Source organism: Streptomyces barringtoniae, assembly GCF_020819595.1.
Lineage (GTDB): Bacteria > Actinomycetota > Actinomycetes > Streptomycetales > Streptomycetaceae > Streptomyces > Streptomyces barringtoniae.
This window is the reverse complement of record NZ_JAJHNP010000019.1, coordinates 35733-60013: the sequence shown is the minus strand read 5'-3', so window position 1 is coordinate 60013 and position 24281 is coordinate 35733. Positions and strand designations below refer to the sequence as shown.

Annotated in this window: 20 protein-coding genes and 1 pseudogene; 10 read left to right on the top strand and 11 right to left on the bottom strand. The window is 71.8% G+C overall.

Going from position 1 to position 24281, the window contains the following annotated elements; all coding sequences use genetic code 11:
• The first annotated feature begins 115 nt into the window (after window positions 1-115).
• Both LMU33_RS29690 and LMU33_RS29685 read left to right on the top strand, forming a co-directional pair.
• On the top strand, window positions 116-1165 hold the full coding sequence (locus LMU33_RS29690; protein ID WP_228623708.1) for a hypothetical protein: 1050 nt from the start codon (window positions 116-118) through the stop codon (window positions 1163-1165).
• A gap of 106 nt (window positions 1166-1271) precedes the next feature.
• Complete coding sequence (locus LMU33_RS29685; RefSeq protein WP_228623707.1) at window positions 1272-2471, top strand: lactonase family protein; 1200 nt, start codon at window positions 1272-1274, stop codon at window positions 2469-2471.
• An 82-nt stretch (window positions 2472-2553) separates the two neighbouring features.
• Here the strand turns inward: LMU33_RS29685 and LMU33_RS29680 are convergent, their stop codons facing one another.
• Both LMU33_RS29680 and LMU33_RS29675 read right to left on the bottom strand, forming a co-directional pair.
• Complete coding sequence (locus LMU33_RS29680) at window positions 2554-3294, bottom strand: DUF2470 domain-containing protein (protein WP_228623706.1); 741 nt, start codon at window positions 3292-3294, stop codon at window positions 2554-2556.
• 115 nt (window positions 3295-3409) lie between these two features.
• The gene (locus LMU33_RS29675; protein WP_228623705.1) at window positions 3410-4015 is read right to left on the bottom strand and encodes a TetR/AcrR family transcriptional regulator; all 606 of its coding nucleotides are present in this window, start codon (window positions 4013-4015) and stop codon (window positions 3410-3412) included.
• 135 nt (window positions 4016-4150) lie between these two features.
• Between LMU33_RS29675 and LMU33_RS29670 the strand changes: the two genes are divergently transcribed.
• A complete protein-coding gene (locus tag LMU33_RS29670; RefSeq protein ID WP_228623704.1) occupies window positions 4151-5764 on the top strand; it encodes a cytochrome P450 in 1614 nt (537 codons plus the stop codon).
• Between the two features lie 209 nt (window positions 5765-5973).
• Entirely contained in the window at window positions 5974-6360 is a 387-nt protein-coding gene (locus tag LMU33_RS29665) for a hypothetical protein (protein ID WP_228623703.1), read from the top strand.
• A 3-nt stretch (window positions 6361-6363) separates the two neighbouring features.
• Here the strand turns inward: LMU33_RS29665 and LMU33_RS29660 are convergent.
• From LMU33_RS29660 to LMU33_RS29620, 9 genes and pseudogenes are all read right to left on the bottom strand, one after another.
• Window positions 6364-7055, bottom strand: a pseudogene (locus LMU33_RS29660) (PIG-L deacetylase family protein).
• A 49-nt stretch (window positions 7056-7104) separates the two neighbouring features.
• A complete protein-coding gene (locus tag LMU33_RS29655) occupies window positions 7105-8406 on the bottom strand; it encodes an alpha/beta fold hydrolase (protein ID WP_228623702.1) in 1302 nt (433 codons plus the stop codon).
• A gap of 140 nt (window positions 8407-8546) precedes the next feature.
• Window positions 8547-9572, bottom strand: a complete 1026-nt coding sequence (locus LMU33_RS29650; RefSeq protein ID WP_228623701.1) for a LacI family DNA-binding transcriptional regulator — start codon at window positions 9570-9572, stop codon at window positions 8547-8549.
• Window positions 9573-9652: 80 nt separating this feature from the next.
• Window positions 9653-11065, bottom strand: coding sequence for a BNR repeat-containing protein (locus LMU33_RS29645; protein ID WP_228623700.1), 1413 nt, complete (start codon window positions 11063-11065; stop codon window positions 9653-9655).
• A 22-nt stretch (window positions 11066-11087) separates the two neighbouring features.
• A complete protein-coding gene (locus tag LMU33_RS29640) occupies window positions 11088-11408 on the bottom strand; it encodes an L-rhamnose mutarotase (protein ID WP_228623699.1) in 321 nt (106 codons plus the stop codon).
• A 17-nt stretch (window positions 11409-11425) separates the two neighbouring features.
• On the bottom strand, window positions 11426-12505 hold the full coding sequence (gene rhaS / locus LMU33_RS29635; protein WP_228623698.1) for a rhamnose ABC transporter substrate-binding protein: 1080 nt from the start codon (window positions 12503-12505) through the stop codon (window positions 11426-11428).
• Window positions 12506-12543: 38 nt separating this feature from the next.
• A complete protein-coding gene (locus LMU33_RS29630; protein ID WP_228623697.1) occupies window positions 12544-13557 on the bottom strand; it encodes an ABC transporter permease in 1014 nt (337 codons plus the stop codon).
• Entirely contained in the window at window positions 13550-14620 is a 1071-nt protein-coding gene (locus LMU33_RS29625; RefSeq protein WP_228623696.1) for an ABC transporter permease, read from the bottom strand. Before LMU33_RS29625 ends, LMU33_RS29630 begins: the two co-directional genes overlap by 8 nt.
• Window positions 14621-14741: 121 nt before the next feature.
• Window positions 14742-16256, bottom strand: coding sequence for a sugar ABC transporter ATP-binding protein (locus LMU33_RS29620; RefSeq protein ID WP_228623695.1), 1515 nt, complete (start codon window positions 16254-16256; stop codon window positions 14742-14744).
• Between the two features lie 275 nt (window positions 16257-16531).
• Between LMU33_RS29620 and rhaI the strand changes: the two genes are divergently transcribed.
• The 6 genes from rhaI to LMU33_RS29590 all read left to right on the top strand — a co-directional run bounded on the left by rhaI (window position 16532) and on the right by LMU33_RS29590 (window position 24226).
• The gene (gene rhaI / locus LMU33_RS29615; protein ID WP_228623694.1) at window positions 16532-17692 is read left to right on the top strand and encodes an L-rhamnose isomerase; all 1161 of its coding nucleotides are present in this window, start codon (window positions 16532-16534) and stop codon (window positions 17690-17692) included.
• Between the two features lie 108 nt (window positions 17693-17800).
• Entirely contained in the window at window positions 17801-19840 is a 2040-nt protein-coding gene (locus LMU33_RS29610) for a bifunctional aldolase/short-chain dehydrogenase (protein ID WP_228623693.1), read from the top strand.
• Window positions 19837-21285 carry a rhamnulokinase gene (locus LMU33_RS29605; RefSeq protein ID WP_228623692.1) on the top strand — a complete coding sequence of 483 codons (1449 nt, stop codon included), beginning with the start codon at window positions 19837-19839 and terminating at the stop codon, window positions 21283-21285. Before LMU33_RS29610 ends, LMU33_RS29605 begins: the two co-directional genes overlap by 4 nt.
• Before the next feature lie 72 nt (window positions 21286-21357).
• Window positions 21358-22113, top strand: coding sequence for a (Fe-S)-binding protein (locus tag LMU33_RS29600; protein ID WP_228623691.1), 756 nt, complete (start codon window positions 21358-21360; stop codon window positions 22111-22113).
• Entirely contained in the window at window positions 22110-23588 is a 1479-nt protein-coding gene (locus LMU33_RS29595; RefSeq protein ID WP_228623690.1) for a LutB/LldF family L-lactate oxidation iron-sulfur protein, read from the top strand. Before LMU33_RS29600 ends, LMU33_RS29595 begins: the two co-directional genes overlap by 4 nt.
• Window positions 23585-24226 carry a LutC/YkgG family protein gene (locus tag LMU33_RS29590; RefSeq protein ID WP_228623689.1) on the top strand — a complete coding sequence of 214 codons (642 nt, stop codon included), beginning with the start codon at window positions 23585-23587 and terminating at the stop codon, window positions 24224-24226. The genes LMU33_RS29595 and LMU33_RS29590 overlap by 4 nt, the downstream gene beginning before the upstream one ends.
• Window positions 24227-24281: the final 55 nt, after the last annotated feature.

Below are 24281 nucleotides of genomic sequence, written 5' to 3'. Positions count from 1 at the left end.
CGCCGGGTGCCGGGGTAGCCGGCACGACGGGTTCGAGGGGTGCCGGGGTATCCGGCACGACGACGGAGTTCGAGGGGTGCCGGAGCGGCCGGCACGGATGCGAGGGGGCGACCGGATGGCCGGTTCAGGGGTGCGGATCGACGGGAACACACTGCGGTTGCCGGGCGGGGTGGCGGTGCGGTTCATCCGCACGCTGCGGCTGCCGGAGTCGGGCACGCATCCGCTGCCTCCCGGGCTGGGCGAGTTCCCCGTCCGGCGGGTCTCGGACCACCCCGACACGGTCCCGGCCGAGTGGCGGGCGCGCGGTGGTGTGATGCTGCCGGTGTATCTGCGCGAGGCGATGTGGCTGAGCTTCTCCGGCACGAGGGAGCCGGCGGCGCTCCAGGTCGGGGTCGGCAAGGTGTGCGCGGTGTCCGGCCGGCCCTGGAGCGACCGGCTCGCCCGGGATCCGCAGAACTACGTGGTACTGCCCCGGCAGCCCTGGCTGGACGGCATCAACTCCGGCAAGGGCACGGTCCGCCAGTTCGTCGCCGTACCGCTCGGTCTCGGTGCGACGGTGGAGGGGCAGGTCACCGGCGAGGAGGTGTGGGGCGGCGTGCAGCTGCAGTCGTTCCCGCTGCGGGAGCCGCTGCTGTCCGAGTGGCGGCGCCGTGAGCGGGAGCGGGAGGAGGCACGGCGCAGGGCCCTGGCAGCCGGGCCGACGGGCGGGTACGGCGCGCCGATGATGGCGTCCGCGCCCGGTGCGATGCCGCCTCCCGCGGCCCCGGGTGGGGCGCCTCGGGGCGCCGCCATGGGTCTGGGTGTCGGCGGCTCGATGCGTCAGGAGGTGTACCGGGACGAGCGGCCGCCGACGGACTGGTCCGAGGAGCCCGCAGGGCGGGTGTTCGTGCATCTGGTCACGCCGCCGGAGTGGCGGCGCATCACCGGCGAGGCGCCCCCGCCGTCCCCGGTCGACCGGGCGGCGTACACCCGGGCGGGGCTGCCCTGGTACGACTACTACGACGCCGATGCCGGGGATCTGGCCCCCACGGACGCCCTGGGGGCGGTCAAGCCGGTCGGCGAGTGGCTCGGGGACGACCTGGACCCGTGGCAGGCGCCGTCCGCCGGCCAGGTGACCCCGCTGAAGGACGCGCCGGGCAAGCCGGTCGAGGACGGCGACTGGTAGATCGCGTTGCACGGCGCGCAACACCTGTTGCCGTGCTTGCCCTTTGCCGTCGGCAGGGGCCAAGGTGGCTGTCACGACCGGGGCCACCGACGACCTGAGGTGCTGCATGGACACGGACGACGAGCCGGTGAACGGACGCTGGAGCAGGCGCCGGTTCGTCGGAGCCGTGGCGGGCACGGCGGCCGTGGTGACGGTGCCGTCCCCGGCGGCCCCGCCGGCCGGCACCCGGGCCGCGGCGGACGATCCCAGGCCCGCCCCACCACCCCGTGGGCCCTCCGGTCCGCGTCCGCTGTACGTGGGCACCTACACCTCGGCCGACGGCGGCGGCACCGGCATCGGGCTGGCCTCCTACGACCCGGCGACCGGCCGGATCACCACCTCCGGCACCCTCGCCGGTGTCCCCGACCCGTCGTACCTGGCCGTGCACCCGGACGGCCGCACGCTGTACGCGGTCGACGAGCGCCAGGACGGCGGCGTGACGGCCGTACGCCTCGCCGGCCGGCGGGTTCTCGGCACCCGCGGCACGGGCGGTGCGGGCCCCTGTCATCTGTCGGTGCATCCCTCCGGACGCTGGCTGCTGAGCGCCAACTACGGGTCGGGCAGCGTCGCCGTGCATCCGGTCGACTCCTCCGGCGCCCTGGGCGAGCGCACCGACCTGGTCACGCACACCGCGCCGCCTCCCGACTCGGGTCAACAGGGGCCGCACGCCCACCAGTTCGTCACCAGCCCCGACGGCGGCCACGTCCTCGCGGTCGACCTCGGCACCGACACCGTCTACAGCTACCGTCTGGACCAGGCGAACGGCACACTGACGGAGGTGGCACAGGCGCACACCCGGCCCGGTGCCGGACCGCGCCATCTGACCTTCCATCCCGGCGGCCGGTACGCCTATCTGGCCAACGAAGTGGACGACACGGTCACCGTATGCGGCTACGACCCGGCCTCCGGCCGGCTGACCATCGGCGAGCCGCAGTCCACGGGGTCGGGCGGCGGCACCAACTACCCGGCACAGTTCGTCGTGACGGCGAACGGAGGGTACGCGTTCCTGGCCAACCGGGGCGACAACAGCCTCGCGCGGTACGCGATCGAGGCCGACGGCGCCCGGCTGCGGCTGCTCGGCACGGTGCCGGTGGGCGGGGACTTCCCGCGGCAGATCGCTCTCTCGCCGGACGGCGGACTGCTGTTCGCGGCGAACCAGCGCTCGGGGACGGTCACCGTCTTCCACGTCGACGCGGACAGCGGTGAACTCCGGTCGGCCGGCGAGCCGTTCGCCTCACCGGTCGCCGTCTGCGCGCTGCCGCTGTAGGGGCCCGTCCGGCGGATCATGCCGCAGAGGCGGGGTCCGGCACGCACATCCGCAGGCTCCGGAACCCGCTCACGCCGGCCGGTCAGGCACCGCTGCCTCCCTGCGGCTTGAGCCGCGGGACAGGCCCTCGCGCGCGGGGGCAGGCGGCGGCGGTGGCCTGGACCAGCAGGGCGTGCATGCGCTCGGTGAGCTGGGCGACGTCGTCGGCGGGCGTGTGGAAGGGCAGCCGTACGTCGCCGTGGGCGCGGGTGCGCTCGATGCGCAGGGTCAGTCCGTGCCGGTCGACGGCGAGGGGCAGCACGCGGGTCGCGGCGTGCAGGCTCTCCGGCCGCACCAGGCGGGTCAGCCGCTCGACGGCGTCCGGGTGGGCGTCGGCGAGGTGGGTCAGGAGCCGGGCCTCGGCCTCGGCGAGCGGGTCGGGCCGGGCGGCGGCGTACTCGTCCGGGTCGACCACCACGGTCCCGGAGGACCGCCGCAGCACCGCCCGCGTGGGCCGGAACAGCAGGGTGCCGCGGTCCGGTGCGAACCAGCCGGCGAGGTGGAGCCGGGCCCGGATCCGGCCGCGTACCGGTACGGGGGCCACGTCGGCGAACTCGAGTACGGCGGAGGGTTCCTGGCGGGGGGCGCAGATGGCCGCGGTCAGCAGGGCGCTGTCGTCGGGCACCGTCAGGCGTACGGCGCCGTCGTCGGTCACGGTGTGCGCGCCGACGTACTCCTCACGGGCGCCGTCCGCGGTCACCGCGCACGACCAGGCGACGGCCAGCACCGACCGTGCCCGTTCCGCGGCGCCGGGTGCGGCCGTCCAGTCCTGCGTGTCACCCATCCGAGACCTCCTTAGGTAAGCCTTGCCTAACCTATCGGAGATCCGGGCGCACGCCAACCGCATCCCGGCGCCGGAAAGGACCAGTGCGGGCGGTCGGGCCGTGGTCGGGTGATGGTCAGGTGATGACACCCAGCAGCGCCCGCGCGCACAGGTCCCGCACCTGCTCGCGGGTCAACTCGCCGTCGCGCAGCCACTCCAGGCAGACGGCGGTGGTGAAGGCGAGCCAGCCGCGCACGGCCAGGCGGACATGCGGGGCGCTCTCGTAGACGGGGCCGAACTCGGGATCGGCGGCCAGCGCGGCGAGGATCTGCTGCTCCTGGGCGGCCAGGGCCCGCTGGTAGACCCGGCGGACGGCCTGGTCGCCGGCCGCGTCGGCACGGTGGAAGGCACGGAAGCCGTGGGCGTGGGCCTGCACGTAACCGAGGTAGGTGTCGAGGCCGGCGGCGAGCTGCTCGCGCACCGGCACGCCGGGCACGGCCGCCGTCATGCGCAGCATCCGCTCGCTCTCGCGGTCGACGACCGCCGCGAAGAAGTCCCGCTTGGTCGGGAAGTAGTGGTACAGCAGTCCGCGGGAGACCCCGGCGATCTCGGCGACCTGCTCGATCCACACGTCGTCGTAGGGGCTCTCCGAGAACAGCTTCGCGCCGACGGACAGCAGCTGCGCACGCCGCTCCTCGGTGCTGAGTCTGCGCCGGGCGCGCTCCCCCTGGTTCGCGGGCATGACGTCACTTTACTTGACGCGGGTTCAACAAGCGGACCAGACTGAAACAGGTTATTGAACCCACGTACAACACGGCGCGCGCCACAGCTTCACTCGCAGGTTCAACGGTCCGCTGGATCAAGGGAGATCGGCGTCATGGCGGAGACGACGCAGAGGACGCAGACGACGCAGACGGGGCTGCCCAAGGGTTTCCGGAGCGCCGAACTGGGCTGGCCCGAGCTGCACCGCATTCCGCATCCGCCGCGCCGGGTGCCGCTGCTCGGCGATGTGCTCGGCGCCGACCGGCGCAGGCCGGTACAGGACTCCATGCGCTTCGGGCGCGACCTGGGTCCGATCTTCCGGCGGCGGGCCTTCGGCAAGGAGTTCGTGTTCGTGTGGGGCGCGCGGCTCGCCGCGGACCTGGCCGACGAGTCCCGGTTCGCCAAGCACGTCGGTCTCGGCGTGGCCAATCTGCGGCCGGTCGCCGGGGACGGCCTGTTCACCGCCTACAACCACGAGCCCAACTGGCAGCTCGCGCACGACGTCCTGGCGCCCGGCTTCAGCCGGGAGGCCATGGAGGGCTACCACGGGATGATGCTGGCAGTCGCGGAACGCCTGACCGCTCACTGGGACCGTGAGGCGGCGGCCGGGCGCACGGTGGACGTGCCCGGGGACATGACCAAGCTGACCCTGGAGACGATCGCGCGGACCGGGTTCGGGCACGACTTCGGCTCCTTCGAGCGGGACCGCCCGCATCCCTTCGTCACCGCGATGGTCGGCACGCTCACCTACGCCCAGCGCCTCAACGGCGTGCCCGGGCCGCTCGCCCCACTGCTGCTGCGCACCGCCGCCCGGCGCAACGCGGCCGACATGGCCCACCTGAACAGAACCGTCGACGACCTGGTCGCGGAGCGGCGCCGGTCGGGTCGCGGGGACGGTGACCTGCTGGACCGGATGCTGGAGACGGCGCATCCGGAAACGGGCGAGAAGCTGTCGGCGGAGAACGTCCGCAGGCAGGTGATCACGTTCCTGGTCGCGGGCCACGAGACCACCTCGGGCGCGCTCTCCTTCGCCCTGTACTACCTCGCCCGGCACCCCGGGATCGCCGCCCGGGCCCGCGCCGAGGTGGACCGCGTCTGGGGCGAGGACGCACGCCCCGGCTACGACCAGGTGGCCAAGCTGCGCTACGTCCGCCGGGTGCTGGACGAGTCCCTGCGGCTGTGGCCGACCGCCCCCGCCTTCGCCCGGGAGGCCCGGCAGGACACCGTGCTCGCCGAGGAGCACCCGATGCTCCGGGGCGCGTGGGCGCTGGTGCTGACACCGATGCTGCACCGCGACCCCGAGGTCTGGGGCGAGGACGCCGAGCGATTCGACCCGGACCGCTTCGAGGCGGCGGCCGTACGGTCTCGTCCCCCGCACACCTTCAAGCCGTTCGGCACCGGCGCGCGGGCGTGCATCGGCCGCCAGTTCGCCCTGCACGAGGCCACCCTGGTCCTCGGCCTCCTGCTGCGCCGCTACGACCTGCTGCCCGACCCGGCCTACCGGCTGACCGTCACCGAACGGCTGACGGTGATGCCGGAGGGGCTGCGACTGGGCTTGGAGCGGTGCAGGCGCCCCGAAGGGGCGCAGGGCAGTGCCGGCCATGCGGCTGCCGCCGCGGAGGCGGGAGGGGCCACGACGAGCCCGCAGGCGCACGACGCCCTGTCCCGGAGCCCCCAGCGGATCGCCCGGTCGGCCGCCGGTTGTCCGGTGCACCGGGCGGGTGACTGAAGCGGGCAGCCGGGTCCCGGCCACCGCGGGCCGCTTGGCGCATGGTCGCTCACGGACCGCTGCACCACCACCGGTGCACGGTCCAGGACCACCGGACGGGCCCGAGTTCACCCGTTCGGCCCACGTGGGATCGCCTCCCCGTACCGGAAGGCCTTCAGTCGTGGGTGGAGACCTTCCGGTACCCGGACGTTCCGGCAAAGGAGTCGCTCATGACCGCCAGGCCCCAGTTCGCCCTTGCCGCCGCGATGAGCGGTGCCGCGCTCACCGTCCAGCTCCTGTTCGGCGCCGCCCCGTCCACGGCCGCTGCGAGTCCGTCGCCGTCACCGTCCTTCAGGGTCGGCGAACCCATACCGGCGTCCAGCGCCGGACTCCCGATCTGTCTCACGCGCGTCGACACCACATTCGTGCTGCTCTACCGGCACCGCGCGATCGTCGTGGCCGGCACCGGCCATGTCGTCCAGCGGATCCTGTCGCCCGGCGGGGCCTACGACGACGGCACGGTGCAGCTGCGCTTCAACACGGACGCCAGGAGCATCACGTACACGCCGCAGGGCAAGCGGTCGCCCAGCACCGAGGTGTGCAGGCCTCGCAGGTAGAACTCATCGTCCGAACACCTCGAAGGCCACCGCCGGTGTGCCGCCGAAGCGTTCACCGGTCGTCCTGGCGTTGGTGGTCAGGAAGGTGCGGACGTACGTTTCCGGGTCCTCGTCGGTCAGGGCCTCGATGTAGGAGCGGTGTTCCAGCAGGGAGCGCACCGCGCGCTCCAGGCCGGGCCCCGCGTCGACCGCGTGGGTGGGCCGGCCGGAGCCGGCGACCGCCACCCAGCGGACGCCGCCCCAGGGTTGGAGTCCCTGCTCGGTGAGTTCCGGGAAGATCCACCGGTTGCCGGCGTCCGCCTCGCCCCAGGTGTCGCGGTGGTTGAGGGTGAGGACGAGTTCGGGACGGCGGCGGCGGATCGCGGCGGCGATGTCGCGGCGCAGCGCGAGCCCGTACTCGATCACCCCGTCGCGGTGGTCGAGGAACTCGACCGAGCCGACACCCACCCACGGCGGCCGCACTGGCCCCGCTGCTCGCGTTCGCGCAGCGGGCCGCAGACGGCGGGGTCGAGGGTGTCGATGCCCGCCTCGCCGCGGGTCGCGAGGACGTAGGCGACCTCGCGGTCGGCGTCGGTCCAGGCGGCGACCGCCGCGGAGCACCCGTATTCCAGGTCGTCGGGGTGCGCCACCACGGCCGGGCCGCGCTGCCAGTCCTCCGGCATGGGCTGGAGTCGGGCATTCGTCGGCTCGGTCATGGGCTGCAGACTAGTTGCGGCGCACGCCCGCGTCCCTTCGGGCGCTGCCTCACACCTCGTCCCGTGCCATCCCCAACAGCCGGTCCAGGACTCGCGGCGCCCCCGCGCGCAGGCCGTCGTGCTCGAACTCGTTGGTGACCCAGGTGCGCAGGCCGCGGATCGCGCGTGCGGTCTCCAGCGCGTGTGCGGTGTCGACGTACATGTCGTCGTGGTAGACGGCCGCCACGACCGGGACCTCGTTGGCGGCGAGGCGGGCGGGGTCGTAGAGGGGCTGCCAGTCGGTGCGGGCGGCGAGCAGGTCGGCCGTCTCGCGCAGCGGGCGCAGGGCCGGGTCCGCCTCGAACATCCAGGGGTGGACCGTCTCGCCGGTGAACAGCACCGGGGTGTCGCCGGCGAGGGCCTTGGCCGCGTCGAACTGCGGGAACTCGGCGCGGACTCGCTCGGCGGACCAGGCCGTGGGGCGGGTGCCCTGGCCGTAGATCGACTCGTGGACGAGCGCGTAGAGGGGGTGGGCGGCGTACGACAGCAGGGACTGGGCCTGTTCCTGGAAGGCGTCGGACAGTTCCGGGCCGCCCGGTGTGCGCACGAAGGCGTCCTCCAGGAGGTGGTGCAGCCGGTGGCTGCCCTCGCTCGTACCGAGCATCAGGCCGAGGGACTGGAAGGCCTCGACCGTGAAGCGGTAGCCGTTCGGGAGGCTCACCTCGTGGGTCAGCAGGTGGTCGGCGATACGGCGGGCCCGCTCGACGTCCTGGGGGTAGCGGGCGTAGTGCGCGGTGACCTTGCGTTCGATGCGCGGGTAGGCCGCGCGGTAGACGTCGTCGGCGTGAGCGTGCAGGGAGGGCAGGCCTCCGGTGATGACGGCGGTGTCCAGGCCCTCGGGGGCGAGGGAGAGGTACGACACCGTGCAGAATCCGCCGAAGCTCTGGCCGAGCACGGTCCAGGGGGCGCCGCCGGTGACCTGCGGGCGGATCGCCTCGCAGTCCCGGACGATGGAGTCGGCGCGGAAACGGGTGAGGTAGTCCGCCTGCTCGGCCGGGCCGCCGCGCAGCGGGAGCGTCTGCCGGGAGGCCGGTGTGGAACTGCCGGTGCCGCGCTGGTCGAGCAGCAGGACGCGGTAGTCCTTCAGCGCCCGGTCGAGCCAGGCCTGACGTCCGACGAAACGATTCGCCCCGAAGCCGGGACCACCCTGGAGGTACAGCAGCCACGGCAGCTCCTGCCCGGCCTTGTCGCTCGCGACGGCCTCACGGGCGTACAGCTCGATCGTCTCGCCGTCCGGGGCGGCGTGGTCGAGGGGCACGGTGAAACGGCGGTCGGTGAGGATGACACCGGGCTGGCGGTAGCTGATGCTCAACGGGTCTCCCGGGACGGACGAGACGGACGGGACGGACAGGTCCCAGTTCAGCACACGACCGGCCCCGCGCCGAGCCCGGGGATCATGGATTGTTACTGAATTTCCGGTCAGTGTCCGGCTCCCCGGGCGGCGCGCGGCGCTCAGCGTGCGGCGAGGCTGGAGCGGCGCACCACCAGCTCCGGCTGGAGCACCACCCTGCGGTGCTCGTGGGTCCGCTCGCCCTCCCCCTGTTCGGTCTCCTCCAGCAGCAGCTCGGCGGCGAGGGCGCCCATGGTGACGGCGGGCTGCCGTACGGAGGTCAGCGGTACGGCGGCGGCCGCCGCGAACTCGATGTCGTCGTAGCCGACGATGGCGAGGTCGTCGGGGACGCTGACGCCGGCCGCGTACAGGGCCTGCAGGACGCCCAGGGCGAGCAGGTCGTTGGCGCAGAACACGGCGGTGGGCCGGTCGGCGAGGCCCAGCAGGCGGGCGCCGGCGTCGCGGCCGGCGGACACGTCGAGGCGTTCGGTGGGCAGCTCGCGCAGCGCCTCGGGGCCGAGTCCGGCCTCGGCCAGGGCGTTCAGGGCGCCGGTACGGCGGTCGCGTACCTGGTTGAGTCCGGGCGGTCCGCTGACATAGGCGATGGAGCGGTGCCCGGCGTCCACCAGATGGCGGACCGCGAGCGCGCCGCCGGCCACGTCGTCCACGGACACCGAGCACTCGGTGGTGCCCTCGGCGACCCGGTCGACCAGCACGAACGGGATGCCGTGCCGGCGGAAGGTCTCGATGTTGCGGCCGGTGGCGTCGGCCGGGGTCAGCAGCACGCCGCGCACCCGCTGCTCGGCGAAGAGCGCCAGGTAATCGGCCTCTTCTGCGGCGTTCTGGGCGCTGTTGCACACCATCACACCGAGCCCCGCCTCGCGGGCCGCCCGCTCGGCGCCACGGGCCACGTCCACGAAGAACGGGTTGCCCATGTCGAGCACGAGCAGGCCCATGATCCGGCTGCGGCCCGCGCGCAGCTGCCGCGCGGACTCGCTGCGGACATAGCCGAGCCGGTCGATCGCGGACTGCACCCGCGCCCGTGTCTCGCTGGCGACCGTGTCCGGGCGGTTGATGACGTTCGACACCGTGCCCACCGACACTCCGGCGGCGCGGGCGACGTCCTTGATACCCACCGACTGGGCCATCGGATCTCAGACCTCCAGGGATGACGAGGGGCGGCGGGCGGATCCTCACATTACCGTCACCGTCCCCTTTGACGGTCCGCTCATGCAGGCAGGGAGAACTCCACGACGTGCAGCGCCGAGGGCGTCGTACCGGTGGACTTCTCCTGGTACATGAACGACAGCACGTTGTCCGACCTGGCGCGCATCTCGTCGATCACGACCTCGCCGAAGGCGTTGAGGCCGCCGCCGTCGAAGAGGAGGGTCCAGTCGGTGTGGCCGGAGGACCTGGAGGCGCCGGCGACACGGCCGTGGGGGAGGACCGCATAGGCGTTGTCGTACTTGTCGAGGATCAGCTTGGTGCGCTGGCTGGAGTCCAGGGGGACCGGGATCTCGGTCTTGGTCCAGCTGCCGGAGGAGTTCTTGCGGAGGTGGAACGCGCGGCCGTGCGCGGTGCGGTCGGCGACGTAGTCGGTGGTGCACCGGCCGAAGCGGCCGGGGACGTAGCTGATGATCGCGTGCGGGAGGCCGGCGGAGTCGGTCCACTGGCTCTCCTGGTTCATCAGGGAGTGGTCGGGACCGAGGGGGTCGACGACCAGTCCCGGGTCGGTGACGGAGACGGTGTCCGGGGTGCCCGTGGTGCCGACGAGGGTCCCCGCGTCGTTGCGCCAGGTGCGGCCGCGGTCGGTGGAGTAGACGTAGCCGGTGTCGTGGTTGGTGATGCCACCGCTGCTGCACATCACGGCGGCGTTCTGCTCGCGCCAGGTGAAGAAGGAGTGCAGCCGCCCGCCCGTGTCGTAGTCGATGCCGTGCAGGTACATGTTGCGGGCGGTGCTGGAGCCGTGCGAGCTGGTGTAGGTGCCGGTGGAGCCGGACCACTCCCCCAGGGCCGTCCAGGACGAACCGTCGTACTCCGCCAGGGCGTTGCGGCCGTCGCCGGAGACACCGGCCCGGTAGCTGAGCTGGAGCCTGCCCTCGGGGGTGGAGACGAACTGCGGATAGGTGAACTGCGAGGTGAGCGCGAGGCCGTCGAGGGAGGTCCGGACGGGTCCGAGGACGGGCGGACTCCAAGGCGTGGACGCCGGGTTGTCGAGGAGGCCGGCGACCGACTTCACGTAGAAGAAGCCGTCGCTGTGGGAGTCCATGGTGAGGTGCAGGCGGCCGTCCGCCTGGGAGACGCCCATGGAGACGACGTTGTGGGAGTCGCTCGCCTTGAGGACGTGCGAAAGGGTGACGGTCGACCAGGTGCCCGCTCCGGCGGCCCGGCGGGCGACGACCGCGTTGCCGGTGGCGGTGTACCACGCGGCGTACTGGTAGCCCCTGTACGTCAGCAGGCCGTTCTTCTGGAACGAGTTGTTGTTGACCAGGCCGTCGTAGGAGACGAAATAGACGGCCCGGGAGTCGAGCAGGGTCGTGCTCATCCTGCTGACGGAGGGGCCGGGATCGGCGGCCCGCGCGATGCCCGGCGTCGCCACGGCGGCCAGGACGGCCGTGGCGAGCGCGGTGCGTCTTTTCATGAGCGGCTCCGGGAAGGGGGCGTCAGGCGAGGTGGAAGACCTCGGTGAGCGGCTTCATCGCCTCGTCGGGGCGGGATCCGTCGAGGGACTCGAAGAAGGGGGCCATCTCGGCCTGCCAGCGGGCGTTGACCTCGGTGGCCTCCATGCCGGCCAGGGCGGCGCCGAGGTCATCGGTCTCCAGGTAGCCGACGAGCAGGCCGTCGTCGCGCAGGAAGAGGGAGTAGTTGTGCCAGCCGGTGGCGGAGAGCGCCGCACGCATCTCCGGCCACACGGCGGCGTGGCGTTCGCGGTACTCGGTGATCCGGTCCTTTCGGACCTTGAGCAGGAAACAGACGCGCTGCATGAAGTACCGCTCCTGGATCAGAAGTCGAAGTCGTCGATGTTCTTGGCGTCGAACACGGTCGGCTTGCCGAGGTTGATCACACCGTCCTTGCCGATGGTGTACGTCGTGCCGCCGGCCTTGAAGGTCTCGCCCTCCTTGCCGGTGATCTGTCCCGAGGCGAGCGCGACCGCGGTCCGCGCGGCCAGGTCGCCGAGCTTCGCCGGGTCCCACAGCTCGAAGGCGCCGACGGTGCCGTTCTTGACGTACTTGCGCATGTCGTTGGGGGTGCCGAGGCCGGTCAGCTGGACCTTGCCCTTGTACTTGGAGCCGGAGAGGTACTGGGCGGCCGCCTTGATGCCGACGGTGGTCGGGGAGATGATCCCCTTCAGGTCCGGGTACTGCTGGAGCAGGCCCTGGGTCTGCTGGAACGACTGCTGGGCGTCGTCGTTGCCGTAGGCGACCTTGACCAGCTTGACATCCTTGTACTTCGGGTCCGCCAGCTCCTTCTTCATGTAGCCGATCCAGGTGTTCTGGTTGGTCGCGGTCTGCGCGGCCGACAGGATCGCGATCTGGCCCTTGTAGCCGATCTGCTGCGCGAGCAGCTGCACCTCGGTACGGCCCAGGTCCTCGGCACTGGCCTGCGAGACGAAGGCGTTGCGGCAGTCGGCGGTGGTGTCGGAGTCGTAGGTGACGACCTTGATGCCGTTCTTCATGGCCTGCTTCAGCGCGGTGCACAGGGCGCCGGGGTCCTGCGCGGAGACCGCCATCGCGTCGACCTGCTGCTGGGTGAGCGTGTTGACGTAGGAGACCTGGCCGGAGGTGTCGGTGGCGCTGGAGGGGCCGACCTCCTTGTACTTCGAGCCGAGTTCGGCGAGGGCCTGCTCGCCGCCCTTGTCGGCGGAGGTGAAGTAGGGGTTGTTGACCTGCTTGGGCAGGAAGCCGACGGTCAGGCCCTTCTTGGTGGCCGCGTTCGGGTCGGCCTTGCCGGCCGCCGCGCCCGAGCCGCTGTCGCTCTTCACGTCGTTCTTGGTGGTGCCGCCACACGCGGTGAGGGCGAGTGCGAGGGAGGTGGCGGCGGCGAGGGCCGCACAGGCACGGCGGATCGACGACTTGCGCATGGCGAGGTTTCCTTTACGGGGGTGGGCGGAAGAACGGGTCATGCGGCAGGCGTGGGGGGAGCCTTGGGCACCGGCGCCGAGGCGGCTCTGCGGCCGGCCCTCGCGACGGAGATCTGCCGTGCGACCCGGGGGCCGAGCACGGAGACGACGAGCAGGACGCCGGTGACGACGATCTGCGACTGCGCGGAGACGTTCAGCAGGCTCATCACGTTCTGCAGCGCCCCCAGCAGGAACACACCGGCGATCGCGCCGCCGAGCGTGCCCTTGCCGCCGTCGAAGTCGATGCCGCCGAGCAACACGGCCGCGACGACGGAGAGTTCGAGGCCGGTGGCGTTGTCGTAGCGGGCGCTGGCGTAGTGCAGGGCCCAGAAGACGCCGGTGAGGGAGGCCATGAAGCCGGTGGCGCCGAACAGCAGCAGCTTGGCCCGCTTGACCCGGATCCCGGCGAACCGGGCGGCCTCCTCGCCGGCGCCGATCGCGAACAGCGAGCGCCCGAAGGGGGTGGCGTGCAGGACGACGGCGGCGACGGCGAGCAGTGCCAGGAAGGGCAGGAAGGCCTGTGGGAGGAAGGAGTCCCCGACGCGTCCCGCGGCGAAGTCGAGGTACTGGGTGGGGAAGTCGGTGACCGCGTCGGAACCGAGGACGATCTGGGCGATGCCCCGGTAGGCGGCGAGGGTGCCGATGGTGACGGCGAGGGACGGCAGCCCGAGCCGGGTCACCAGCAGGCCGTTGACGAGCCCGCACACCACCCCGAGCAGCAGGCACAGCGGGATGATCGTCTCGATGGCCATGCCCTCGTTCCACAGCTTGCCCATCACCGCGCCGGACAGGCCGGCCGTGGAGGCCACCGACAGGTCGATCTCGCCGGAGACGACGAGGAGGGTCATCGGCAGCGCGATCAGCGCGATGGGCAGGGTGTTGCCGATCAGGAACGACAGGTTGAGGGCGTTGCCGAAGCCGTCGACGAAGGAGAAGGACAGCAGGAGCAGGACGATCAGCAGGGCGCCGACGACCGTGTCCCAGCGGACGGCACGGGTCAGGGACTCAGGCACGAGCCTCCCCCTTCTGTACGGCGGACCTCGCGGAGGCCGACTTCTTCTTCAGGGCGGCCGCCACCCGCAGCGCGACGATCCGGTCCACGGCGATGGCGAGCAGGAGCAGCACGCCGTTGATGGCGAGGACCCACACGGAGCTGACGCCGAGCGCGGGCAGCACGCTGTTGACGGAGGTCAGCAGCAGGGCGCCGAGCGCGGCGCCGTACACGCTGCCCGAGCCGCCGGTGAAGACGACACCGCCGACGACGACCGCGCTGACGACGGTGAGTTCGTAACCGTTTCCGGTGCCGGAGTCGACGTTGCCGAACCGGGCCAGGTACATGGCCCCGGCGAGGCCGGCGAGGGCGCCGCAGAGGGTGTAGGCGAGCAGGATGCGCCTGCGGACCGGGATGCCGGCGAGGCGGGCGGCCTCCGGGTTGGAGCCGAGGGCGTACAGCTCGCGGCCGCTGCGGAAGTGCTTGAGACAGTAGGCGGTGGCGACCAGCACGGCGAGGGCGATGAGCGCCAGGTACGGCACGGCGGAGATGCCGCCGGATCCGAAGTCGACGAAGCCCGGGGGGAGGTCGGCCGCGGTGATCTGGCGGGAGCCGACCCAGATGGAGTCGATGCCGCGGATGATGTAGAGGGTGCCCAGGGTGACCACCAGCGCGGGCACCTGGCCGAGGCTGACCAGCAGGCCGTTCACCAGGCCGAAGGCGATGCCGAGCAGCACCGCGAGGACGATCGCGACGACCGGGTTGCCGCCGCCGTGCAGATAGCTGCCGGCGGCGAAGGCGCTGATGCCGAGGGTGGAGCCGACGGACAGGTCGACGTTGCGGGTGATGACCACCAGCGACTGGCCGGTGGCGACCAGGACCAGGATGGTCGCGTTCAGCAGCAGGTCCTTGATGCCCTGCTCGGACAGGAACTGGCTGTTGCCGGCCTGCGTGACCACGATCATCGCCAGGAAGACCACCAGGATGGCGAGTTCGCGCATCTTGAAGACACGGTCGACCAGGCGGGTGCCGCTGGATCGGGGCGTCTCGGCGACAGGCGCGGGGTTCGGGGTGGTCACCGTCATGCGGCGGCCCTCCTGGTGGCTGCGGCGAGGGTTGTCGACTGCGGCCCGGCGCCCAGAGCGTCTTGCGCCGCCGCCCTCGGGCGACCGCGCTGCGCGCGGGCTGTTGCGATATGTGCGTCGCTCACGCGGCCCTCCCGGTGGCTGCGGCCATCACGGTTTCCTCGGTGGCGTCGGAACGGGGGATCTCGGCGGTGAGCCGGCCCTCGTGCATCACCAGCACCCGGTCGGCCATGCCGAGGATCTCCGGCAGGTCGGAGGAGATCATCAGCACCGCCACCCCGTCGGCGGCGAGCCGGGACAGCAGCCGGTGCACCTCGGCCTTGGTGCCGACGTCGATGCCCCGGGTGGGCTCGTCGACGATCAGCACCTTGGGGTCGGTGGCCAGCCACTTGGCGAGGACCACCTTCTGCTGGTTGCCGCCGGAGAGCGTGGAGACGGCGTCGGCGATCCGGGCGTACTTCACCTGGAGCCTCACCGCCCAGTCCAGCGACCGGCTGCGCTCGGCACCCCGGTCCACCAGCCCGGCCTTCACGGTCGTCCGCAGCCCGGTCAGGCCGATGTTCCGCTCGATGGACATGTCCATCACCAGGCCCTGGGCGCGCCGGTCCTCGGGGACGAGGGCGAGCCCGGCGGCCATCGCCGTGGACGGCGCGCCATTGGTCAGCTTCCGGCCGTCGACCTCGACCTCCCCGGCGTCCCAGCGGTCGATGCCGAACACCGCGCGGGCCACCTCGGTACGCCCGGCGCCCACCAGCCCCGCGAGGCCGACGATCTCACCGCGCCGCACCTCGAAGGACACGTCCGTGAAGACGCCCTCGCGGGTCAGCCGGCGCACGCTCAGTGCCACTTCGCCCGGCGCCACCTCCTGCTTGGGGTAGAGCTCGTCGAGGTCGCGGCCGACCATCCGGCGGACGAGGTCGTCCTCGGTCATGCCGGCCAGCGGCTCGCCGGCGATCCAGGCGCCGTCGCGCAGGGTGGTCACCTTCTGGCAGATCTCGAAGATCTCCTCCAGCCGGTGGGAGATGAACAGCACCGCCGCGCCCTGTTCGCGCAGGGTGCGCACGACACCGAAGAGCCGGGCGACCTCGCTGCCGGTGAGGGCCGCGGTGGGCTCGTCCATGATGAGGACCCGGGCGTCGAAGGACAGCGCCTTGGCGATCTCGACGATCTGCTGGTCGGCGATGGACAGACCGCGTGCGGGGCGGTCGGGGTCGAGGCCGACGCCGAGGCGCTTCATCAGGGCGGCGGTGGCGTCGCGGGTGGCCTTGTGGTCGATACGACCGAGCGCGCGCCTCGGCTGGCGGCCCATGAAGATGTTCTCGGCGATCGACAGGTCGGGAAAGAGCGTGGGCTCCTGGTAGATCACGGCGATCCCGGCGTCGCGGGCGTCGCCGGGCCCGTGGAACTGGACGGGCTCACCGTCGAGCAGCACGTGGCCGGCATCCGGACGGTGCACCCCGGCAAGCGTCTTGATCAGGGTCGACTTGCCCGCGCCGTTCTCACCGGCGAGGGCGTGGACCTCACCGGCGAACAGCTCGAGGGAGACGCCCCGCAGGGCGCGTACGGCACCGAAGGACTTGACGACGTCCCTCAGCGCCAGCACCGGGGCCGGTCCCGTGTCGGACGGGTGGGTCATGGGTGGCTCCTCGACGACGCCCGCGCGGCGGCGATGTCGGAGAGCCGTCGCAGCGTCGTGAAAGGTTTCAACTGGATGGCGGGGACGTTAGGCACGGCAGACATGTCACGTCAATGGCTGTCGCCCGAAAAGATTTCGATAGTCGAAGGTCACTCCCAGGTCACGGAAAACATGACTGGACACAGGGCTTGACACGCCCTCGAGGTGCTCATAGCTTCACGTCCTGAATCGTTTCACACGAAAGCCTTTCTGGCCCGATGCCACAGGAGCCCGAAGTGACCGACCTCGCCGCGGTGAAGGCCGCGCTGAAGACCCAGGCCGTCGAGACACCGTCGTGGGCCTACGGGAACTCGGGGACGCGCTTCAAGGTGTTCGCGCAAGCGGGCGTTCCCCGCACACCGCAGGAGAAGGTCGAGGACGCGGCCCAGGTGCACGCGCTCACCGGTGTCGCGCCGACCGTGGCCCTGCACATCCCCTGGGACCGGGTCGAGGACTATGCCGCGCTGGCCGGGTTCGCCGAGGAGCGGGGCGTGAAGCTCGGGGCGGTCAACTCCAACACCTTCCAGGACGACGACTACAAGCTGGGCAGCATCTGCCATCCGGACGCGGCGGTGCGGCGCAAGGCCGTCGACCATCTGCTGGAGTGCGTCGACATCATGGACGCGACGGGCTCCGCCGATCTGAAGCTGTGGTTCGCGGACGGTACGAACTATCCCGGGCAGGATGATGTGCGGGCGCGGCAGGACCGGTTGGCGGAGGGGCTGGCCGAGGTGTACGAGCGGCTGGGCGACCGGCAGCGGATGCTGCTGGAGTACAAGTTCTTCGAGCCGGCGTTCTATACGACCGATGTCCCGGACTGGGGGACGGCGTACGCGCACTGCTTGAAGCTGGGCCCGAAGGCACAGGTCGTCGTCGACACGGGGCACCACGCTCCCGGCACCAACATCGAGTTCATCGTGGCCACGCTGCTGCGGGAGGGGAAGCTGGGGGGCTTCGACTTCAACTCCCGGTTCTACGCCGACGACGACCTGATGGTGGGTGCGGCCGATCCGTTCCAGCTGTTCCGGATCATGTACGAGGTCGTGCGCGGGGGCGGGTTCGGGCCGGACGTCGCGTTCATGCTCGATCAGTGCCACAACATCGAGGCGAAGATTCCGGCGATCATCCGGTCGGTGATGAACGTGCAGGAGGCCACGGCGAAGGCGCTGCTCGTCGACCGGTCGGCGTTGGCCGAGGCTCAGGCCGCGGGAGATGTTCTCGGCGCCAACGCCGTGCTGATGGACGCGTACAACACGGATGTGCGGCCGTTGCTTCGAGAGGTGCGGGAGGAGATGGGGTTGGACCCCGATCCCATTGCCGCGTATGCGCGGTCCGGATGGGCCGAGAAGGTCCTCGCTGAGCGGGTCGGGGGACAGCAGGCCGGGTGGGGGGCGTAAGCGCCTGCCGTGTGCCGCTTCGGCGCGGAGTGCGGCTCCGTTGTGGTTGCTCGCGCAGTTCCCCGCGCCCCTTTTACACGCATCGCCCTCTGGAAAGGAACCGGTCTCATGTCCACCCATCCCGAAGCCGCCGCCCTGCTCGCGCGATCCCATCGACTCGGCTCCGATCCCCGTAACACCAACTACGCCGGCGGCAACGCGTCCGCCAAGGGCACCGAGACCGACCCCGTGACCGGGGGTGATGTCGAGCTGATATGGGTCAAGGGATCAGGCGGGGATCTCGGAACGCTCACCGAATCAGGGCTCGCGGTGTTGCGGCTGGACCGGCTGCGGGCGCTCGTCGGCGTGTACCCCGGTGTGGAGCGCGAGGACGAGATGGTCGGCGCGTTCGACTACTGCCTGCACGGCAAGGGCGGGGCCGCGCCGTCCATCGACACCGCGATGCACGGGCTGGTGGACGCCGCCCACGTCGATCATCTGCACCCGGACTCCGGGATCGCGCTCGCCTGCGCGGCCGACGGGGAGAAGCTGACCGCCGAGTGCTTCGGCGACGCGGTGGCATGGGTGCCGTGGCGGCGGCCGGGGTTCCGGCTGGGGCTGGACATCGCGGCGGTCAAGCAGGCCAACCCGCAGGCCATCGGTGTGGTGCTGGGCGGGCACGGGATCACCGCGTGGGGGGACACCGCCGAGGAGTGCGAGCGCAACTCGCTGCACATCATCCGTACCGCGGAGGCGTTTCTCGTCGAGCGCGGGAAGCCGGAGCCCTTCGGGCCCGTGATCGAAGGGTACGGGGCCCTGCCCGAGGCGGAGCGCCGGGAGCGGGCCGCCGCCCTCGCGCCGTACGTGCGGGCGCTCGCCTCGCGGGACAGGGCGCAGGTCGGGCACTTCGACGACTCCGACGCCGTACTGGACTTCCTCGCCCGCGCCGAACATCCCCGGCTGGCCGCGCTGGGCACCTCCTGCCCCGACCACTTCCTGCGCACGAAGGTACGGCCGCTGGTGCTGGACCTGCCGCCCACCGCGCCGCTGGAGGAGGCCGTGGCCCGGCTGAAGGAGCTGCATGCCGAGTACCGGGAGGAGTACGCCGCGTACTACCAGCGGCACGCCCTGCCCGACTCCCCCGCCATGCGCGGCGCCGACCCGGCCGTCGTGCTCGTCCCCGGCGTGGGCATGTTCAGCTTCGGCAGGGACAAGCAGACCGCTCGCGTGGCCGGCGAGTTCTACGTCAACGCCATCCATGTGATGCGCGGCGCGGAGTCGGTGTCGGCGTATGCGCCGATCGAGGAGTCGGAGAAGTTCCGCATCGAGTACTGGGCGCTGGAGGAGGCCAAGCTCCGGCGGATGCCGAAGCCGAAGCCGCTGGCGACCCGGGTGGCGCTGGTGACCGGTGCGGGCAGCGGGATCGGGAAGGCCATCGCGCACCGGCTGGCGGCCGAGGGCGCGTGTGTCGTCGTCGCCGATCTGAACGGCGAGAGCGCCCAGGCAGTGGCCGGGGAACTGGGCGGGCCGGACAAGGCGGTCGCCGTCACCGTCGACGTCACGTCCGAGGAGCGGATCGCGGAGGCCTTCAAGACGGCGGTACTCGCCTTCGGCGGAGTCGACCTCGTCGTCAACAACGCCGGAATCTCCATCTCCAGGCCGCTGCTGGAGACTTCGGCACGCGACTGGGACCTCCAGCACGACATCATGGCCCGCGGTTCCTTCCTCGTCTCGCGGGAGGCGGCGCGGGTGATGATCGCGCAGGGGCTGGGCGGTGACATCGTCTACATCGCCTCCAAGAACGCGGTCTTCGCCGGGCCGAACAACATCGCCTACTCCGCCGCCAAGGCGGACCAGGCCCACCAAGTACGGCTGCTGGCGGCCGAGTTGGGCGAGCACGGCATCCGGGTCAACGGGGTCAACCCGGACGGTGTGGTGCGCGGTTCCGGGATCTTCGCGGGCGGCTGGGGTGCCCAGCGGGCGGCGGTGTACGGGGTGCCGGAGGAGAAGCTGGGCGAGTTCTACGCCCAGCGGACCCTCCTCAAGCGCGAGGTGCTGCCCGAGCACGTGGCGAACGCCGTGTTCGCGCTCACCGGCGGGGACCTGACCCACACCACCGGGCTGCACGTCCCGGTCGACGCGGGTGTGGCGGCCGCGTTCCTGCGATGAGCGCGAGTGTGAAGTCGTACGCCGCGGTCGACCTCGGCGCCTCCAGCGGGCGGGTGATGGTCGGCCGGGTGAGCCCGGACTCGCTGGAGCTGAGCGAGGCGCACCGGTTCCCCAACCGGCCGGTGCGCCTCGCGGAGGGGCTGCACTGGGACGTCCTCGCGCTGTACGGCGGGGTCCTGGACGGGCTCCGGGCGGCGGGCCGGGTGGATTCCGTCGGCATCGACAGCTGGGCCGTCGACTACGGCCTGCTGGACGCCGACGGGGCCCTGCTGGGCAACCCGGTGCACTATCGCGACGCCCGCACGGAGGGGGTCGCGGAGAAGGTGTGGGCGAGCGTACCGGCCGGGGAGCTGTACGCGGCGACGGGCATCCAGTACGCGCCCTTCAACACCCTGTACCAGCTGGCGGCGGCCCGCGAGAAGCGCCAACTGACCTACGCAGAGCGGCTGTTGCTCATTCCGGATCTGATGTCGTACTGGCTGACCGGGGAGCAGGGCACCGAGCTGACCAACGCCTCCACGACCCAGCTCGTGGATCCCCGGACACGGACGTGGTCCTACGGCATCGCCGAGCGGCTCGGTATTGACCTCGGGCTGTTCGCGCCGCTGCGGCAGCCCGGCGATCCGGCCGGGCTGCTGCGGCCGGAGGTGCTGGAGGACACCGGGCTGACCGGTCCCGTGCCGGTGACGGCCGTCGGCTCGCACGACACCGCCTCCGCGGTGGCCGCCGTCCCGGCGGCCGGCGAGGCCTTCGCCTACATCTGCACCGGCACCTGGTCCCTGGCGGGTCTGGAGCTGACCGCTCCGGTGCTCACCGAGGAGAGCCGGGCCGCCAACTTCACCAACGAGCTCGGACTCGACGGTACGGTCCGGTACCTGCGCAACATCATGGGGCTGTGGCTGCTCCAGGAGTGCCAACGGGACTGGGGTGAAACGGACTTGGGGCTGCTGTTGCGCGAGGCCGGTACCGTGCGGGCGCTGCGGTCGGTGGTGGACGCCGGGGACGAGAGGTTCCTGGCGCCGGGGCGGATGCCGCAGCGGATCGCCGAGGCGTGCCGGGCGTCGGGGCAGCCGGTGCCGGCGACGCGGGGCGAGATCACCCGGTGCATCCTGGACTCGCTGGCCCTCGCCCACCGCCGGGCCGTCGAGGACGCCCAGCGGCTGGCCGACCGTCCGGTGGACGTGGTGTACGTCGTCGGCGGCGGCACCCGCAACGCGCTGCTGTGCCAGCTGACCGCCGACGCCTGCGGGCTGCCCGTGGTGGCCGGTGCCACGGAGGCGGCGGCCCTCGGCAACGTCCTGGTCCAGGCCCGCGCCCACGGGCTGGTCGGCGACCTGGCCGCGATGCGCCGGCTGCTCATCCGTACCCAGCCGCTCACCCGGTACACGCCCCGCGGCGACAGTGCGCGCTGGCGGGAGGCCGAGGCAAGGCTCGCCACACGGTGAGCGGCGGTCTCCCTTCGGCGGTGTTCGCCCACTACCCTGCACTCGTCCGATGACCGATCCCGAGGAGCCGCGATGCGTGTCGCCCTGTTCCTGACCTGTGTCAACGACACGCTCTATCCGGACACCGGCCGTGCTGTGGTGAAACTCCTGACCAGGCTGGGTGTCGACGTCGACTTCCCGATGGGCCAGAGCTGCTGCGGGCAGGCGCACTACAACACCGGTTACCGCCACGAGGCCGAGCCGCTGGCCCGGCACTTCTCCGATGTCTTCCGCGAGTACGACGCGATCGTCACTCCCTCCGGATCCTGCGGGGCGATGGTGCGGGAGCTGTATCCGCGGATGGGCGAGCGGGCGCGCGCCGAGGGGCGAGGGGACTCGCTGGCGCGGACGCTGGCACCGGTGGTGCCGAAGACGTACGAGTTGACGGAGTTCGTGGTGGACGTGCTGGGCGTGACGGACGTCGGCGCCTACTACCCGCACAAGGTCACCTACCATCCGACCTGCCACGGCCTGCGGAGCCTGGGCCTCGGCGACCGGCCGCGCCGGCTGCTGCAGGCGGTCAAGGGGCTGGAGCTGGTCGAGCTGCCGGGTGCCGAGGAGTGCTGTGGGTTCGGGGGCACGTTCGCGCTGAAGAACGCCGAGGTGTCGGCGGCGATGGGCGCGGACAAGGTGCGCAACGCCGAGTCGACGGGCGCGGAGGTGCTGTGCGCGGCCGACAACTCGTGTCTGATGCACATCGGCGGCACGATGAGCCGGCTGGGTACGACCGTGCGGCCGGTGCACATCGCGGAGATCCTGGCGAGCACGGAGGAGGAACCGGCGGCATGAGCGGAACGTTCGTCGGCATGCCGGCCTTTCCGAAGGCGGCTCACGACGCCCTGGGCAACGCGACCCTGCGGGGCAACCTGCGGCACGCCACGCACACCATCCGCGCCAAGCGGGCCCGCGCGGTGGCCGAGTTGGACGACTGGGCCGCGCTGCGCGAGGCGGGCCGCCGGATCAAGGACCACACCCTGCGCCACCTCGACCGCTATCTGGTGCAGTTGGAGGAGTCGGTCACGGCGGCCGGCGGCACGGTCCACTGGGCCGCCGACGCCGACGAGGCCAACCGGATCGTCGCCGAACTCGTCAAGGCGACCGGCGAGTCGGAGGTCGTCAAGGTCAAGTCGATGGCCACACAGGAGATCGGGCTCAACGAAGCCCTTCTCGAAGAAGGCATCCACGCCTATGAGACCGATCTCGCCGAGCTCATCGTGCAGTTGGGCGAGGACCGGCCCTCGCACATCCTCGTGCCGGCCATCCACCGCAACCGGCGCGAGATCCGGGACATCTTCCGCTCGCAGATGGGCGAGTGGGGCCGGCCCGCTCCCGAGGATCTGACCGACGCCCCCGCCGAACTCGCCGAGGCCGCCAGGCTGCACCTGCGGGAGAAGTTCCTGCGCGCCAGGGTCGGCATCTCCGGTGCCAACTTCATGGTCGCCGAGACCGGCACGCTCGTCGTCGTCGAGTCCGAGGGCAACGGCCGGATGTGCCTGACGCTCCCCGAGACGCTGATCTCGGTCGTGGGCATCGAGAAGATCGTGCCCACCTGGCGTGACCTGGAGGTCTTCCTGCAGACCCTCCCCCGCTCCTCCACCGCCGAGCGCATGAACCCGTACACGAGCATGTGGACCGGCACCACGGACGGCGACGGACCCCGGACCTTCCACCTCGTCCTGCTGGACAACGGCCGCACCGACACGCTCGCCGACCAGGTCGGCCGCCAGGCCCTGCGCTGCATCCGCTGCTCGGCCTGCCTGAATGTGTGCCCCGTGTACGAGCGGGCGGGGGGCCACGCCTACGGCTCGGTCTATCCGGGCCCGATCGGCGCCATCCTCAGCCCCCAGCTCCGGGGCACGGCGAGCGAGATCGATGCCTCACTGCCGTACGCGTCGAGCCTGTGCGGCGCCTGCTACGAGGTGTGCCCGGTCGCCATCGACATCCCCGAGGTGCTGGTGCATCTGCGGGAGCGGGTCGTGGAGGGCGGTCCGGCGGTGCGGCAGGGCAACAAGGTGATGCTGAGGCCGGCCAAGGGGCACGCGGCCGAGCGGGCGGCCATGCGCGCGGCGCGCTGGGCTTTCACCCGCCCCGCCGCCCTGCGCTCGGGCCAGCGGCTCGCCTCCCGCACCCGCCGGCTGCACCCCCGTACCCTGCCGGGCCCGGGCAGGGCCTGGAGCGGCACCCGGGACCTGCCCGCCGTACCGGCGGAACCCTTCCGGGACTGGTGGCAGCGCACCCGCGGTGGAAAGGACGGCACCAAGTGAGCAGCAGGGAAAGGATCCTGGGCCGGGTGCGGCGCGCCCTCGCCGATGTGACACCGGACGAGCGGCCGTACGCGGAGGCCGTGCCCCGCGACTACCTGCGCGAGCACGGGGCCCGCACGACGGAGCAGACGGTGGAGCTGCTGGCCGGGAACCTGGCGGACTACCGGGCCATCGTGCACCGCAGCGACGCCGAGGAGCTGCCGTATCTCGTCATGCGGCTGCTGAACCAGCACGGTTCCCAGGAGGTGCTGGTGCCTCCCGGGCTGCCGCCGGAGTGGATGTCCGCCGCGGACCCGGTGCGGATCCACGACCGGGCGGTGAGCACGGCGCAGCGGCTGGACCAGGTGGACAGCGTGGTGACGGGGTGTGCCGTGGCGATCGCCGAGACGGGCACGATCGTCCTGGACGGCTCTCCCGACCAGGGCCGGCGCCGTATCTCCCTCATCCCGGACCACCACATCTGTGTCGTGCGGGTCCCGGACCAGGTGGTGTCCTCGGTCCCGCAGGCCCTCGAACGTCTCGACCCGGCACGCCCGTTGACCTGGATCTCCGGCCCGTCGGCCACCAGCGACATCGAGCTGGACCGGGTGGAGGGCGTGCACGGTCCGCGCACGCTGGAAGTGGTCCTGCTCAGCTGACGGAGCGTTCCGCCGACCGTGATCCGCTGGGCCCGTCCCCCGAATGGGTCACGGC